This window comes from Candidatus Flexifilum breve (assembly GCF_016713355.1).
In genome coordinates this window covers 91,611-106,654 of the sequence record NZ_JADJPI010000019.1, presented here as the reverse complement: position 1 = coordinate 106,654, position 15,044 = coordinate 91,611, and the positions used below count along the sequence as shown (strand labels likewise).

Here is a 15,044-nt window from a genome sequence, read left to right as displayed (position 1 = left end):
ACTCACAAACGCCAGAGGTTCCGCGCGTTTCTTAACCAATGCAAACGTTTCCAGCCGCCTAACCCACCTGCCAACGGATGCCTTCGATCGCGCCGAGGCGCTTTTCCAGCCCGTCGCAGATGAAGGTGGTGTCCTTCGGGAAGTCGAGCAGATGGGTTTCCTGACCGTCTTCCATGATGATTACCCGAAACTGATCAACGCCTGCAAAGCCCATAATCTCATTGACCACGCGCCGTAAGCGGCGCTGATCGCGTTCGACTTCGTCCAGCCGCTGGAAGTAGATCGTCAGCAGGCGGGTGGCGGGCGGCGGCGGCGGGGCGAACTCATCGCCGAAGAAGTCGGGCGGCGGCGGCAGTTCGTCGAAGTTCGGCGGTTCTTCGCTGTGATAGCCGTTACCATTGCCGTTGGTCGGTGGGACGTATGGCGGCGGTGCAGGTTCGGGTTCCGCGTTATCGTCCCAGATCGGCGTCACGTCCGGGCGGATCGGTTCGTTGCTGGCGCTGGAGACGAGCGTAATATCGGTTTCGACCGATTCGCACAGGATCTGCACATCGGCGCGCGAGATATCCAGCTTGCCCATGACGACCACCACGGCGCCGTCATTCATCAGCGGTTCGAACTTTGCCCACGTTTTCGGGAACATGACCACGTCGATCGCGCCGAAGCGATCTTCGAGCGTGGCGACGCACATCATATCTTTGTTTTTGGTCGGCATTTTGCGCAGCCCCACCACCAGCCCGACGAAGCGCACGTTTCTCCCGGCGAGACCGCTGTCTTCGTCCTTGAGTTGGAGCGTCGTGACGATGTTGGTGCCTGCCAGCGCATCGGCAATCGGGTCAATCGGATGGCTGGAGATGTACAGCCCGAGCAGTTCGCGCTCCCAGTCGAGCATTTCCCGGTGACTGGTTTCGCTGGTGGCTTTGAGGTTGGCCAGCATGCCTTCGTCCGCGCCCGCGGTTGTGTCGCCGCCCCCGCCGAACAAGCCCATCTGCCCGATATCCTGCGCTTTGTGATGTTCGGCGCTGTAGCCCATGATGCGATCCAGCCCGTCCATCAACTGCTTACGTTCGCCAAAGGCATCCAGCGCGCCGACCTTGATCAGGCTTTCCACCGTCTTCTTGCCGACGTGCCGCAGGTCGACGCGGCGGCAGAAGTCCTTGAGATCGGCGAACAGCCCGCCCTCATTGCGCGTATCGAGAATGATCTGGAGTGCGCCGACGCCCGCGTTCTTGATCGCCGCCATGCCAAAGCGGATGGCGCGTGTGCCATTGTCGAGGAACTGAATGTCGAAGTCGAGGCTGCTGTAGTTCACGTCCGGCGGCAGAATCGGTACATTGAGCCGCTTGCATTCCGCGAGGAAGGTCGCGACTTTCGCCGTGTCGTCAAAGTAGACGGTGAGCAGCGCCGCCATGTATTCGGCAGGATAGTTGCACTTGAGAAACCCCGTTTGCACGGTGATGACGGCGTAATCAGCCGCATGGCTCTTGTTGAAGCCATAGTTGGCGAAGAACTCGATCTCGTCGAAGATTTTCTCGGCGATCTCCGCCGTCATGGTGGGGTCGACCTGCGGTCCCTGCGAAATGAAGATCTGCTTGTGCTTGAGCAGGTCTTCTTTCTTCTTTTTCGACACGGCGCGGCGCATCAGGTCGGCATCGCCGAGCGAGTAACCGAACAGGTTGCCCGCCACCTGCATGATCTGTTCCTGATACGTGATGATCCCGTAAGTCTCTTCGAGAATCGGGCGCAGCCCTTCGTGATGGTAGTTGATCTCTTTGCGGCCGTGCATGCGCGCGTTGAATTCCGGGATGTAGTCCATCGGGCCGGGGCGGTAGAGCGACACGGCGGCGATGATGTGCTCGAACTTGGACGGGCGCATTTCGCGGAGCATGCCCTGCATACCCGTACTTTCAATCTGGAACACGCCGACCGTTTCACCGCGGCCCATCATCTCGAACGCCGCCGCCAGCATGCGATCCTGCTCGGGATCACCTTTGGGGCGGTAGGGGATGGTGTCCATTGAGTAGTTCGTGCCGTGGTAGCGGTTGATCAGGTCGCACGCTTTACGCAGATACGTGAGCGTCGACAAGCCGAGGAAGTCGACCTTGAGCAAGCCGATGGCTTCGCAGGTTTCCATGGGGAACTGCGTCACCTGCTTGATCGTGATCGCTTCTTCGCCCTCTTCCGTCTTGGACTCTTTCGTCTGACGGTGGAGCGGAATGTACTCGTTGAGCGGCTTATCCGCGATGATGATGCCCGCCGCGTGCGTTGAGGCATGGCGGTTGATGCCTTGCAAATGCTCCGCGAGGTCAATCACGCGCTTGATATCCGAATTGGTGTCGTACATCTTCTGGAGTTCGGGGTTATCCGACACGTACTCTTTGACGGGCTTCGGCTTCGGTTCGGTCGGGATGAGGCGCGCCGCCTGATTCACGAGCGTCAAATCTACGCCGAGCACGCGCCCGACATCGCGCACCGCTGCTTTCGCGCCGAGCGTCCCAAACGTGATGATCGCCGCGACTTTGTCTTCGCCGTATTTGCGCGCGCAGTAGTGGATCATTTCGGCGCGGCGGTCGTCGGGGAAGTCCATGTCGATATCCGGCATGCTCACGCGACCGGGGTTCAGGAAGCGTTCGAACAGCAGGTTGTTCTGGATCGGGTCGATGTTGGTGATGCCGAGGCAGTAGGCGGTCACGCTGCCCGCGCCCGAACCACGCACGTTCCACCAGATGTCCGTTTCGCGCGCGAATTCGCACAAGTCCCACACGATAAGGAAATAGGTGTCAAAGCCCATCTTGTTGATGACATTTAATTCAAAGTTGAGCCGCTGGACGAGCGCCTCGTCGTGTTCGCGACCGGGGTAACGCCAGCCCAAGCCCTTTTCGGCGAGGTGGCGCAAGTACGACCCGGCGGTGTGACCGTCCGGCACGGGGAACACGGGCAGGTGATAGCCCTTGCGGCTCAGGTCGATTTCGCACATCTCGGCGATTTTGATGCTGTTGAGCAGCGCCTCGCCATCGTTGACGTGCCCGAACGTCTGCCACATCTGCTCGCCGCTGGTGAGGAAGTAGCTGTTGTCGGTCATCGACATGCGGTTGGTGTCGGATTTGTTCGCACCCGTCTGGATGCACAAGAGCGTGTCATGCACGTCGAAGTCGGAGTCGAGCACGTAATGCACGTCATTGGTCGCCAGAAAGCCGACATCGTCGCGTCGTCCAATGTCGATCAGCCAGTCGTTGACCGGTTTGAGTTCGGGGATGTCGTGGCTTTGCAGTTCAAGGTAGAAGTTGTCTTTGCCGAAGACCTGCACATACCAGTCGATCAGTTCGCGCGCTTCGGCCTCTTTGCCTTCCATGATCATGCTGGGGATTTGCCCGGCGAGGCAGCCGCTGGTCACGACCAGGCCTTCAGAATGCGTGGCGAGGAAGTCGCGGTCGATGCGCGGACGGTAGTAGTAGCCGCGGAGCTGCGCTTCGCTGGCGATCTTCAGCAGATTCTTGTAGCCCGTTTCGTTTTTCGCCAGCATGAGCAGGTGGAAAGGGCGTGCGTCGAGTTTGGAGTCACGGTCGTCCATGGTGCGGCGGGCGAGGTAACCCTCCATGCCGATGATCGGTTTGATGCCCGCTTTTTTGCATTCGTTATAGAAGTCGATGACGCCGAACATGGTGCCGTGATCGGTGATCGCCAGCGAGTTCATGCCGAGCGCCGCCGCCCGCTTGACGATCTTGTCGACGCGGCTCAGGCCGTCGAGCAGCGAGTATTCCGTATGGACGTGCAGGTGGACAAACGGGTTTTCTGACATAACGATTTGTGGAATTCCTGACGCTTCTGCTGGGCTCTAAGTATAGCCGGATGCGAATATTTGTGCAGGTTCGGTTTGCTTGGACGCAGTTATTTTAGGCGATTTGCTAAATGAATCCACAGGTGCTATAAGATCGATTGACCGATCAAATGGAGAGGCACGGACGATGAATCAGATTGTGCAGTTGGTGGCGCAGAAAGCCAATATTTCCGAGGATGCGGCGCGGACCGCGGTCGAGGTGGTCGTCAACTTGCTCAAAACCAAGCTGCCCGCTCCGATTGCCAGCCAGCTCGACAGCATTGTCGGCGCGAATGATACGCTGAACAACGCGGGCACGGTGGTCAAGAATGCGGGGGAAGTGACCAAGAGCGCGGGCGACGTCACGAAAAGCGCGGGCGACGTGGTCAAGAACGCGGGCGACGTCACGAAAAGCGCGGGCGATTTGCTCGGCGGCCTGCTCGGCAAGAAATAAGTCTGAACGGACGTGAAAATCAGCCTGCGGGCTGATTTTTGATTCCAGAGAGAAATGGATGAGAAAAGTTCTGCGCGGGCGGTGGGAGGTGTAGAATCGCTGCGGGTAGGTTAGGAGATCAATATGCGTAATCGAGGATGGATCGTTGTTGTTGGCTTGTTGATCGCCGTGTTCGGCGTCAGCTTGATGAGCGTGTCCGCGCAGGCGCCGGGCGGCGCGTGTGGAGCCGGGGCGACGTTCACGGTCGGCGCGATGAATCGGACGCTGAACTCAGATGGACGCGACCGGTCGTACCGCGTGTATGTGCCGGCCAGCTATGACCCGACGCAGCCGACGCCGCTGGTGCTGAGCCTGCACGGCTTCGCGTCGAACCCGCGCCAGCAGGAAGGCTTTTCGAACTGGGACATGCTCGCGGATGCCGAGGGTTTCGTCGTGGTGTATCCGGCGGGGACGGGCTTCCCACTGCGCTGGAATTCCGGCCTGTTTGACCAAGCGGAAGGCGCGGTGGATGACGTGCAGTTCCTCTCCGAGCTGATCGATCAGGTGGCGACCGACCTGTGCATCGATCTGTCGCGGGTGTACATCAACGGCCTGTCGAATGGCGGCGGCATGAGCTATCGCTTCGCCTGTGAGATGGCCGACAAAGTCGCGGCGTTTGGCGGGGTGGCGGGTGCGTATAACAGCTTTGGCGCCTGCACGCCCAGTCAGCCCATGCCCGTGATCCTGTTCCACGGCACCGATGACCCGATTGTGCCGTACACGGGCGGCGAATCCGGTGACCCGAGCGGCAGCGTGTTCCCGTCGGTGCCCGACTTCGCCGCGGAATGGGGAGCGATCAACGAGTGTGCAGCGACGCCAGAAACCATCGGCGACCTGCCCGCCTCGGTTGAGGGCATCCGCTACACGGGCTGCGCGGCTGATGTGCAGGTGCTGTTCTACACGATTCTGGGCGGCGGGCATACATGGCCGGGCACGGGCGAACCGATCCCCGCTTTCATCGCGGGCGTGACCAACACGGATATCGAAGCGAGCGCGCTGATGTGGGACTTTTTCACGCAGTATTCACGCCCGCAGGACTAAAGCCTGAATGTTAAACAGACTCATTCCATTTTATAATAAATGGGTCTGGATTTAACTTTCAGTGGGGTCTATGCCTGAATTACCCGAAGTTGAAACCGTCGTCCGCGGCCTGCGCGAGCCGCTGATCGGGCGCACGGTGACCTCGATGTGGTACGACTGCGACCGGACGGTAAAAACGCCTGACCCGGTGCAGTTTGCGGCGCGCATCGCCGGGCAAACCTTCCGCTCGGTGACGCGCCGCGCCAAGTACATTGTCTGCGAACTCGATCACGATCTGCTGGTGGTGCATCTCAAGATGACCGGGCGGCTGTACGTTGTCCCTGACGACGCCGTCATGGAGGCGGATCGCTGGCTGCACTTCCGCTTGGGGCTGGATAACGGCCACCAACTGCGCTTCTCCGACGCGCGTAAGTTCGGCTTCGTCGCGCTGACCGCGAGTCTCGACGCGGTGACGCCCGCCCTCGGCCCGGAACCCCTCTCCGACGATTTCTCCCCGGCAGTGCTGCGCGAACGGTCGCGCAAGCACAAAAAGGCGATCAAGGCGCTGCTGCTCGATCAGGCGTTTCTGGCGGGTGTGGGCAACATCTACGCCGACGAGTCCCTGTTTCTCGCGAACATTCATCCCCAACGCCCGGCTGACAGCCTGACCGACGACGAGATCACGCGCCTGTTTGGGACGATCCGGCAGGTGCTGGATGCGGGCATCGACCGCGAGGGCGCGAGCATCAACTGGTATCGCAAGCCGGACGGCACGCCCGGCAAAGCCCAGACGGCCTTCAATGTGTATGATCGAACGGACCTGCCGTGCGTGGTGTGCGGCAGCCCGATCAGCAAAATTCGCGTGGCGCAGCGTGGGACGCATTACTGCCCCACCTGTCAGAAGATCGAGGTGGGATAAATCATGGAAAGCGGACTCGGCGATTTTCTCCAGCAGGTTCCCATTCCGCTGATCGGCACGCTGTGCCTGTCAGCCGTGGTCTTGGTCGGCGTGCTCGCCTACATCTTTCAGGAACGGTCGAAGAAGCGCCAGAAAGCCGCGGTGGCGAATTCGGGCGGTATGGCGGATGTGAGCCTGTTCAGCCCGTCGTCGGACGCGTCCGCGGGGGATGACCTGCCGCTGCCCGACCTGCCCGATCTCGATGTGCTGACGAGCGCGCCCGTCGCGCCCGCGCCGCCGCCCAGCCGACCCGCCGGGATGCAGCGCTTGCGCCTGACCGAAGGCGAGTCGGTGGAAGCCGTCGAAGTGTTGACGATTTTGCGCGATGTGGCCGATGGCGGTCTGCTGGTACAGATCGGCGACAAGGTCTACCGCAATCCGCCCGCCGTCGCCGATCCCGAATTTAAGCGCCGCTTCAACCTGACGATGAAGGAACTGGCCTCGGGCAACCGCGTGACATTAGAGACGCCCGCCGTCAAGCCGCCGCCGCCCGCAGTGACTGAGACTGCGCCAGAAGCGACCGAGCCCAGCGCCGCGCCGCCCGCTGCCCCGCCGCCGCGGGTGACGACGAGTGAGGCGCGCCCGGTCACGGCGACTCCGCCGACCGTGCCGCTGCCGGGCGACCTGCCCAAGTTCAAAATGCCGGATCAGATTGATACATCGCGCCGGGGACGCAAAGCGCCGCCCAAAGAAGTGATTCCCGAAATCAACATCGCCGCGGCGATTGAGAGCTACTTGCAGCATAAGCTGGCGCAGACCCCCGCCTACGCGACGCGCAGCATCCATGTGCGCCCCGCGGCGCATGGCGGCGTCGAGATCGACGTGGACGGCCACATCTACGAGGCGGTCAGCGACATTGCCGACGCCGAAATCCGCGCGTTCATGGCCAACACGATTGAGGAATGGCAGTCCCGCCAGTGACCCTCCGCGCGAATACCGATCCGTCATTTGTGGGCGTGGCCGCGCTGACAGCCCGCCACGCCGCGCAAGTCGCCGACTTTGAGGCGTGGGCGGCGGCGGGGCAGTGGGCGCAGTTCCACCACGGCCACTATGACTGGTGGGCGTATCCGATCATGCGCTCCAGTGCCTACGGGCGGGCCTATACCGTCTACGAGGCGGAGATCGCCCAACTCAACGCCGACCCGCAGTTTGTCGAGCGGCATCGGCGCGGCCTCCAACTCGGCGCGCTGGCGTGGGGCTGGAACGTGCCGACCGCCGCTCCGGTCGCTGCGCCCGCGCCGGGGCAAGTGTGGTCACACTGGCCGGTGCGCCTGCACAAGATGGCGCGGTCGGCGCGGGAATTCGGCTATGACGCGGTGTTCGAATCGCTGGCGGTCTACGCGAAGCGGTTAATGGCGCAGGGTGAGGTGTTCCAGTACGGCGGCCACGACCTGAGCTGGTTGTTCACAGGCGGGCGCGAGCCGTAAAGCGAGCGGATAGGGACGCGATTCAGCACTTCCGATTTTGGCACAGCGGACGCGCCCGAGAGATTAACTCACTCGTCGCATCTGTTCAGATGTGCCACACTCATTTACGAACGGGTATCGCGTTTGCATCGATAACATAGACCTTATGAACATACCCCCAAATAATCACATTTCCATCTTCGCTCTGCAGCAAAAGATCGACACTGGCTGACGCCAGAAATCGACCATCTGGGCTGAAGGCAACACTTTGAACTTCGCCTATGTGCCCTTCGAGACGGTGGGATTCGTGGTCAGCAATTTCTGAGATGTCGCTGGTTGGTATTTCCCATAGGTAAATTTCCTCCGCTCCCCAATCGCCATGATGTCTCCGTTTGGATTGAAACTTACGCTCACACTCCCAGAATTTGTTTCAATCGTTGTTAACTGTTCAAATGTGTTCATGTCCCAAAGAGTTAAATAAGCCTGACCACCATAACCGTAGTTGTTGCTTACCCCTGCTAGCACACGCCCATTTGGAGTCAAGGCAATGTCACGCACAACCGCGTCTGTCGGAGCACTTGTACTAAACTCGTCAAGACTGAGTGAGTCGCGAAAAGTTATCGTATTCCAAACTGCATCGATGATCTAGGAGCCGTAGGCAGATATTCGTTGTCGCCGACTTGCTCAACAGCAAATGTAATCGCTTGATTGATCTCCTGAGATTGTGGTGAAACCAATAGGATGCCTCCATTTCCAGAGACAGCGAGTTTCGTTGAATCTGGAGACCAACTGAGGTCAACAAAATCTCCTTGGTGGATTGTGATGTAAGGTTCGAGATCATCAAGGTTCCTACTTGTTATTGGAACGCAATTCGTTGCTGCTGCCACCCTATAAGTTGGAGCCAGCAATAAAAGTAAGATAGCTATCCAAGACCCTAACATTTGATCTCCAAATTTCATTTATGTTTTTCCCAACTAACCAGATCGTTCACATATAATTGAATCAAGATAGAAAATCTCCCCAGTTCCTATTCTAAATTCGATATAGAAATACGCGACACTCTCCAGCGAAAGCCATTACAATTTTAACTAATATGCGGATTTTGACGGAAACTTGGAAAGGCGAACGGCGGATGTATGGACTGTTCGGCAATATGCAGGCGAAGCCCGGTCAGTGGGAGGCGAGTCAGCGCGTCTGCTGCATCGGATCGTGAAGGGGCTTACACGTACGGCTCGTCGACCTTGACGACGACACGGCGGCCTTTGGCGTCTTCGGTCAGGCGGCCCATCGGGCGCAGCGGGTCGTGCGGGAAGATGAGCAGGGCGTCCGTGTCCAGCGCCCACGCCTGCCACACGCGCTTGCTCTCCAGCGTGACCAGCGGTTCGACGTCGTAGCCCGTCATCCAGCCGAGGCGCTCAAAGTGAATGGCGTAGGAGGCGAGGTCGCACACGAAGGCCGCCCACTGTCCGCCGCTGTGCAGGCGCACGCTCATGTGACCGGGCGTGTGTCCCGGCGACACCACCCCGGTAATCCCCGCCGCGAGTTCGGTGTCGCCGTCGAGCAGGCGCATTTGCCCGCTGGCGACCAGCGGCTCATAGTTGTCGAGGATGTAGGTGGCGCGCGTGCGCTCGTTGGGGCGCATGGCGTCCTCAAACTCGCGGCGCTGCACCACGTATTCGGCGTTGGGAAACACGGCGACGGGCTGCCCATCGATCAGCGTGGTGTTGCCGCCGCAGTGATCGTTGTGCAGGTGCGTGTCGATCACCAGATGAATGTCTTCCGGTTTCAGTCCCTTGCGCGCCAGCCCGCCGATCAAGCCGCCGTCGGAGCGCTGCAACTGCATGAACGCCTTCTGCTTGTCGCTCAGTTTGTCGCCGTAGCCCACATCTACGAGGATGTTCTGCGTCCCCGTCTGGATGAGCAGCGCGTGATGCGTCATGGGGACGGTGTTCGTCGCCACATCGACGGGCATCAGGTCTTGATAGAGCGCGCGCGGCACCAACCCGAACGCGCCGCCCGTATCGACCTGAATCGAGCAGTCGTTTATCAGGGACAGTTGAAACTCGCCGAGCTGAATCATGCACTCAACCACGTTTCGAACTGCGCCACGAGCGCGCTCCGTTCCGCTTCCGGCAGGAAGGCGGAGCGAGCCGCGGTGAGCGTTTGTGCTTTCACGTCGGCCAGCGTCAGGCCGCCGTGCTGCATGGTATTCGCGAATTCGTCGCTCAGGGTGATGTCAGAGATGAGCGGGTCGTCGGTGTTGATGGTCGTCTTGACACCGCTCCGGTAGAGCGGCAGCAGCGGATGCACCCCGTACGTTTCCACGACGCCGCTGTCGATGTTGCTCTGCGGGCACACTTCCAGCACCGTGCCGCGTTCGCGCAGCAGCGCGACCACGTTGGCGTCTTCGGCGGCGCGGATGCCGTGCCCGACGCGATCCGCGTTCAACTGCTCGACGGCTTCGCGGACGTTGTGCGCGCCCGACCATTCGCCCGCGTGGATCGTCACGCCGAGGCCAGCGGCTTTCGCATCCTGAAACAGATCGCTGAACGGCAGGCCGGAATAACCATCTTCCTGACCCGCCAGATCGATGCCGACCACGCCCGCCTGCTGGTAGTCGAGCGCTGCCTGCAGCACTAGTTCGCCGATGCCGACGCTCTCGTGGCGGTTCATCGACAGGATGAGCTTGACGGTGATGTCGTGCTGCGCGCAGGCGTCTTTGGTCGCGGCGCACACCCATTCGACGACCGTCGCATAGTCGCAGTGCATAATATTGTTGAGCGCCTGCGGGGTGAAGCGCAGTTCCATATATTTGATGTTGTCGGCGGCGGCATCGGCGATGACTTCCTGCGTCACCCGCTTGATCACCTTCTCCGAGCGGTAGAACTGGCGCAGCACCGCGAACTTGCCGAGAAATCGCTTGGAGGATCGCTCCTCGTCCGGCATCATCTGCACGTACGGGCGCAGCGTCTCCGCACTGAAGGCGGGCAGGGTCAGCTCATATTCCAGCGCAATGCCGATGAGGGTTTCGAGACGCAGCGACCCTTCGAGATGGCGATGCAGCTCTATTTTGGGGAGGGCGCGCGCGGTGGCGATCAAATCATCGTTGATCAATGAGGTTACTCTCTAGCAGCGATTTTTACTTACTATATACGCTATAACCCTGTTCTGCCAATGAAGGCCGTCCGAACAGGTGAGCCAATTTCTGGGGTGTTTGGTAGGGGAAGGGTATTTGGGTCTTTGGGATGGCGGTAAAGAGGCAACCTCACCCCCTCAGCTCAGCCAAAACCCTGTAGGGACTAGGCATGCCTCGTCCTGTCTTTCCTAGACACAAATCCTGTCATCAATAAAGGCAAAAGAGCTTTTCCAAACTGGGTGACAGCCGTGTTAGCCAAGGAGACGAGGCATGCCTCGTCCCTACAATTGAAAACCTGCCCCTCGTCGGGGGTGGGATCAGTAACCGCGGATGTGCCGGTGCGCTTAATCCCGTTCGGCGAGGAGCCAGCTCCAATAGCGCCACGCGACGACCACGCCGAGGCTGATCGCGATGGCGGGCAGGCCGTCATACAGGATGACCCAACCGATCTGGGAGGTATCTTGCCGGAGGAGAAAGTCATTGAGGAGGCGAACGGCGCTGCTCACCAGCAGCAGCAGCGCCGCCACATAGAAACCGCGATAGTAAGGTTTGGCATGCGTCATCATGCCGAGCTGCTTGCTCAATTGGGCGAGGACGATCAAGGCGAACACTATCCCCAACTGACCGATGGCTTGCATGCAGCACCTTACGTGTGATCCATCATCTTGCGGTACAACTGAACGCACAATCCGATTAAGAGCAGCCCACCCACCGCCGGCAGCAGCCCCATGATGAAGCTGTCGCCGGACGCCTGATTCGTCTGGTACACCGTGTAGATCCCGAACAGCACAATCGGGATCACGAACAGGCGATAGCGCGTTTTCTCCCCGGAGAAGCGCTCATACAGCCGCGCGATCAAGAGCAGGAAGAACAGCAGCGCCGCCAACGGAAACCACGAATACAGCGTGAGCAGTTGGCTGAAGCTCTCAGTGCTCACTCTAAGCCTTCGATGACTTCCTGAATCGCGCGTTCCCGGAACTTGGAGTCATCGCACGCGATGACGAAGCTGTGAATCAGTTCGCGGACATCCGGGTCTTTGCCGAGGCGATAGACCTGCCGTTCCGCGATCGTGCTCACCTGAACGATCCCGTCGACAGTCAGCGCGCCGAGATCGTTCCGGACGAGATAGGGTTCGCGGCCGGTATACCGCGCGATATTGTCGGCGGTATCGGCGGCGAACGGGTTGTCATGGAAAAACCGAACCAAGTCCCATTTGACGAACGAATTCAGCTTTTGTCTGACGAAGTCGAGCAGCTTCGCATCGTCTTGCTTAGTCGTCATTGTACTTACCTTCGCTACACGGGCTGTGTTTCGCCGCGCTCATCCGACTTCAAGTGACAGTTCTTGTACTTCTTACCGCTGCCACACCAGCAGGGATCATTGCGCCCGGGCGCGGATTTCGCCGTCTTGCGCACCGGTTCCGGTTTGCTCGTCGCCGCCGCGCCGGGGCGGACGGCCTGCACCCGCGTCGGCGCGTTGATGAGCTGCCGCATGACCGTCTGCTGCTGGTTGGGCGCTTGCACGCGGAAGATATTGCGCGCCGCCTGCAGCTTGATCTCTTCCTGCAGCGCTTCCCACATGTCGAAGGCTTCGCGCTTGTATTCGACGAGCGGATCGCGCTGCGCCACCGCCATCAAACCGATCCCTTCGCGCAGTACGTCGAGGTCGGTCAGGTGCCGCCGCCAATGATGATCAATTGCGCCGATCATCACCATGCGTTCCGCCCACTTCATCATATCTTCGCCGACATCCGCGACTTTTTTGTCGTAAGCTTCCTGCAGCCCATCGAGGATGGTTTCCTCAAGCTGGTCGAGGTTTTCCGCTTCCAGCATGCGCTCAGGTGTCAGCCAATCCGGGACGGGGAAGAGGGTGAACAACTGGTGATGGAGCGTTTCGACGTCCCATGCTTCGCGATTTTTGGGATCGTCGGCGAACTCATCGATGAGTTTGCCCACTTGTTCGGAAGTAATCGAGAGATATTCATCACGTAGATCGGTGCGTTCCAGCACATCCCGCCGCTGGGCGTAGGTTACCTCACGCTGCTTGTTGACCACATCGTCGTATTCGAGGACGCGCTTACGGATGTCGAAGTTGTGGCCTTCGACGCGCACCTGCGCCTGCGTCAGCGACTTGGTGACCATGCTGTGTTCAATCGGTTCGTCTTCGGGGATTTTCGCCCAATTCATGATGTTCTTGACGCGGTCACCGCCGAAGCGCTTCATCAGGTCATCTTCGAGGCTGAGGAAGAAGCGTGACTCGCCGGGGTCGCCCTGACGACCGGAACGACCGCGGAGCTGGTTGTCGATGCGGCGGGCTTCATGGCGTTCCGTACCGAGCACGAACAGACCGCCTTCGGCAATCACCTTCTGGCGATCAGTGGCGATTTCCTGGGTGACCTGCGCTACCAGCGCCTTATATTCTTCCGGGGATACCTGCGTGATATCACGTTCCTGCTTGCGCAGGCGTTCGCGCGCCAGCCCTTCCGGATTGCCGCCGAGCAGAATGTCGACGCCACGACCGGCCATGTTGGTGGCGATGGTCACGACGCCGGGACGCCCCGCTTGCGCGATGATGTCGGCTTCGCGTTCGTGCTGCTTCGCGTTGAGCACTTCATGCTTGATGCCCGCGCGCTTGAGGGCGCTGCTCAGGCGCTCGGACGTTTCGATGGCGACGGTACCGACGAGCACGGGTTGCCCGCGCTGCTGGTGTTCCTTGATCTCTTCGACGACCGCCTTGAACTTGGCCGCCTCCGTACCGTAGACCAGATCGTCGTGATCTTTGCGGATCATGGGGCGGTGCGTAGGAATGGGGACGACTTCGAGATCGTAAATCTTCTCGAATTCTTCCGCTTCCGTCATCGCCGTACCGGTCATACCGCCAAGCTTCTTGTACATACGGAAGAAGTTCTGGAAGGTGATGGTCGCCAGCGTCAGGTTTTCGCGGCGAATCTGCACGCCTTCTTTGGCTTCAATCGCCTGATGCAGACCTTCGGAGAAGCGACGGCCATACATCAAGCGCCCGGTGAACTCGTCGACGATGATGATTTGGCCGTCCTGAATGACGTACTCTTTGTCGAGGTGATACAAGGCTTTGGCGCGCAGCGAATTGTCAAGGTAGGGGATGAGTTCGCTGTTCTTCTCGTGGTAGAGTTCGTCGCTGATGCCGAGCGCGCGTTCCACCTTTTCGATGCCGCGTTCGGTCAGGAACGAGACCCGGTCTTTGATATCCACCACGTAATCGCCGTCGGGCTCGTCATTGTCGACGCTTTCGGGGCTGCTCTCTTCAAAGCGGCGCACGACCTGCGCGAATTTGGCGTAGAGATCCGACGGTTCGTCCGCCTGACCGGAGATGATGAGCGGCGTCCGCGCTTCGTCGATGAGGATGTTGTCCACTTCGTCGACGATGGCGTAGTACAGGTCGCGCTGCGCGAGCTGGCGCAAATCCGAGACCATGTTATCGCGCAGGTAGTCGAAGCCGAATTCGTTGTTTGTGCCGTAGGTGATATCCGCCGCGTAGGCTTCGGCGCGTTTGACCGGGCGCAGATTCTGGAAGCGGGCATCTTCGGAGGGGTAGGTCGGGTCGAAGATGAACGATCCGGCGTTCGGGTCGCCCGTGCCGCTGTTCTGGATTACGCCGACTTTCATGCCGAGGAACGTGTAAATCGGCCCCATCTGCTGGACGCCGACCTTGCTCAAATAGTCGTTGGGCGTCACGAGGTGCGCGCCCTTGCCCATCAACGCATTCAAATACAGCGGCAGGGTGGCGACGAGGGTTTTGCCTTCACCTGTCTTCATTTCGGCGATGCGGCCTTCGTTGAGCACCATACCGCCGATCATCTGCACATCATAGTGGCGCATGCCAACGGTGCGCACCGCCGCTTCGCGAACCACGGCGAAGGCTTCGGGAAGAATCTCTTCCAGCACTTCGCCCCCAGCTAGGCGGCGTTTAAACTCGTCGGTCTTACCGCGCAGCTCGTCGTCGCTCAGTTTCTTCAATGCGGGTTCGAAGGCGTTAACTTTATCAACTACCTGTCGATAACCTGCCATGGCGCGGGCAATGGGATCGCCAACGACCTTTTTCAGCAAATTGTTGAGCATACCAGCCTCAGTTGATGGGTATACATACGTCAAGCACGGCATTATAGCACAGCGGTATCAGCAACCCGTTAGAAAATATCACGAGACGGCTCCCGTCGGCGTTTGGACGCGCTCGGC

General features: G+C 59.7%; 14 protein-coding genes. 5 read left to right on the top strand and 9 right to left on the bottom strand.

Translation table 11 applies throughout. The features are described from left to right. Window positions 1-58 precede the first annotated feature (58 nt). Entirely contained in the window at window positions 59-3,799 is a 3,741-nt protein-coding gene (locus tag IPK17_RS17595; protein WP_343418996.1) for a DNA polymerase III subunit alpha, read from the bottom strand. 166 nt (window positions 3,800-3,965) lie between these two features. Here IPK17_RS17595 and IPK17_RS17590 point away from each other — a divergent pair, with 166 nt between their 5' ends. From IPK17_RS17590 to IPK17_RS17570, 5 genes are all read left to right on the top strand, one after another. Continuing rightward, a complete protein-coding gene (locus IPK17_RS17590; protein ID WP_343418995.1) occupies window positions 3,966-4,271 on the top strand; it encodes a DUF2267 domain-containing protein in 306 nt (101 codons plus the stop codon). Window positions 4,272-4,394: 123 nt separating this feature from the next. After that, window positions 4,395-5,351 (top strand): extracellular catalytic domain type 1 short-chain-length polyhydroxyalkanoate depolymerase, encoded by a 957-nt coding sequence (locus IPK17_RS17585; protein ID WP_343418994.1) that lies wholly within the window; start codon window positions 4,395-4,397, stop codon window positions 5,349-5,351. Window positions 5,352-5,421: 70 nt separating this feature from the next. Beyond that, window positions 5,422-6,249 (top strand): bifunctional DNA-formamidopyrimidine glycosylase/DNA-(apurinic or apyrimidinic site) lyase, encoded by an 828-nt coding sequence (gene mutM, locus IPK17_RS17580; RefSeq protein ID WP_343418993.1) that lies wholly within the window; start codon window positions 5,422-5,424, stop codon window positions 6,247-6,249. A 3-nt stretch (window positions 6,250-6,252) separates the two neighbouring features. Continuing rightward, window positions 6,253-7,209, top strand: coding sequence for a hypothetical protein (locus IPK17_RS17575; RefSeq protein WP_343418992.1), 957 nt, complete (start codon window positions 6,253-6,255; stop codon window positions 7,207-7,209). Then, window positions 7,191-7,715, top strand: coding sequence for a hypothetical protein (locus tag IPK17_RS17570; protein WP_343418991.1), 525 nt, complete (start codon window positions 7,191-7,193; stop codon window positions 7,713-7,715). Before IPK17_RS17575 ends, IPK17_RS17570 begins: the two co-directional genes overlap by 19 nt. 100 nt (window positions 7,716-7,815) lie before the next feature. On the opposite strand, the gene IPK17_RS40600 is transcribed toward IPK17_RS17570, so the two are convergent. The 8 genes from IPK17_RS40600 to secA all read right to left on the bottom strand — a co-directional run bounded on the left by IPK17_RS40600 (window position 7,816) and on the right by secA (window position 14,927). Beyond that, a complete protein-coding gene (locus IPK17_RS40600; RefSeq protein WP_350341640.1) occupies window positions 7,816-8,013 on the bottom strand; it encodes a WD40 repeat domain-containing protein in 198 nt (65 codons plus the stop codon). Window positions 8,014-8,311: 298 nt separating this feature from the next. Further along, on the bottom strand, window positions 8,312-8,653 hold the full coding sequence (locus IPK17_RS17565) for a hypothetical protein (RefSeq protein WP_343418990.1): 342 nt from the start codon (window positions 8,651-8,653) through the stop codon (window positions 8,312-8,314). Window positions 8,654-8,913: 260 nt separating this feature from the next. Further along, window positions 8,914-9,774: an MBL fold metallo-hydrolase gene (locus IPK17_RS17560; protein WP_343418989.1), complete on the bottom strand. Its 861-nt coding sequence runs from the start codon at window positions 9,772-9,774 to the stop codon at window positions 8,914-8,916. After that, complete coding sequence (gene add, locus IPK17_RS17555; RefSeq protein ID WP_343418988.1) at window positions 9,771-10,808, bottom strand: adenosine deaminase; 1,038 nt, start codon at window positions 10,806-10,808, stop codon at window positions 9,771-9,773. The genes IPK17_RS17560 and add overlap by 4 nt, the downstream gene beginning before the upstream one ends. 366 nt (window positions 10,809-11,174) lie before the next feature. After that, window positions 11,175-11,468 carry a hypothetical protein gene (locus IPK17_RS17550; protein ID WP_343418987.1) on the bottom strand — a complete coding sequence of 98 codons (294 nt, stop codon included), beginning with the start codon at window positions 11,466-11,468 and terminating at the stop codon, window positions 11,175-11,177. 8 nt (window positions 11,469-11,476) lie between these two features. Further along, window positions 11,477-11,767: a hypothetical protein gene (locus tag IPK17_RS17545; RefSeq protein ID WP_343418986.1), complete on the bottom strand. Its 291-nt coding sequence runs from the start codon at window positions 11,765-11,767 to the stop codon at window positions 11,477-11,479. Beyond that, a complete protein-coding gene (locus IPK17_RS17540; protein WP_343418985.1) occupies window positions 11,764-12,111 on the bottom strand; it encodes a hypothetical protein in 348 nt (115 codons plus the stop codon). Before IPK17_RS17540 ends, IPK17_RS17545 begins: the two co-directional genes overlap by 4 nt. 14 nt (window positions 12,112-12,125) lie before the next feature. After that, entirely contained in the window at window positions 12,126-14,927 is a 2,802-nt protein-coding gene (secA, locus tag IPK17_RS17535; RefSeq protein ID WP_343418984.1) for a preprotein translocase subunit SecA, read from the bottom strand. Window positions 14,928-15,044 lie beyond the last annotated feature (117 nt).

Bases quoted from the DNA above. Each gene is read 5' to 3' on its own strand.
- IPK17_RS17595 (WP_343418996.1), bottom strand. From the start codon at position 3,799: ATGTCAGAAAACCCGTTTGTCCACCTGCACGTCCATACGGAATACTCG.
- IPK17_RS17590 (WP_343418995.1), top strand. From the start codon at position 3,966: ATGAATCAGATTGTGCAGTTGGTGGCGCAGAAAGCCAATATTTCCGAG.
- IPK17_RS17585 (WP_343418994.1), top strand. From the start codon at position 4,395: ATGCGTAATCGAGGATGGATCGTTGTTGTTGGCTTGTTGATCGCCGTG.
- mutM (WP_343418993.1), top strand. From the start codon at position 5,422: ATGCCTGAATTACCCGAAGTTGAAACCGTCGTCCGCGGCCTGCGCGAG.
- IPK17_RS17575 (WP_343418992.1), top strand. From the start codon at position 6,253: ATGGAAAGCGGACTCGGCGATTTTCTCCAGCAGGTTCCCATTCCGCTG.
- IPK17_RS17570 (WP_343418991.1), top strand. From the start codon at position 7,191: ATGGCAGTCCCGCCAGTGACCCTCCGCGCGAATACCGATCCGTCATTT.
- IPK17_RS17565 (WP_343418990.1), bottom strand. From the start codon at position 8,653: ATGAAATTTGGAGATCAAATGTTAGGGTCTTGGATAGCTATCTTACTT.
- IPK17_RS17560 (WP_343418989.1), bottom strand. From the start codon at position 9,774: ATGATTCAGCTCGGCGAGTTTCAACTGTCCCTGATAAACGACTGCTCG.
- IPK17_RS17550 (WP_343418987.1), bottom strand. From the start codon at position 11,468: ATGCAAGCCATCGGTCAGTTGGGGATAGTGTTCGCCTTGATCGTCCTC.
- IPK17_RS17540 (WP_343418985.1), bottom strand. From the start codon at position 12,111: ATGACGACTAAGCAAGACGATGCGAAGCTGCTCGACTTCGTCAGACAA.
- secA (WP_343418984.1), bottom strand. From the start codon at position 14,927: ATGCTCAACAATTTGCTGAAAAAGGTCGTTGGCGATCCCATTGCCCGC.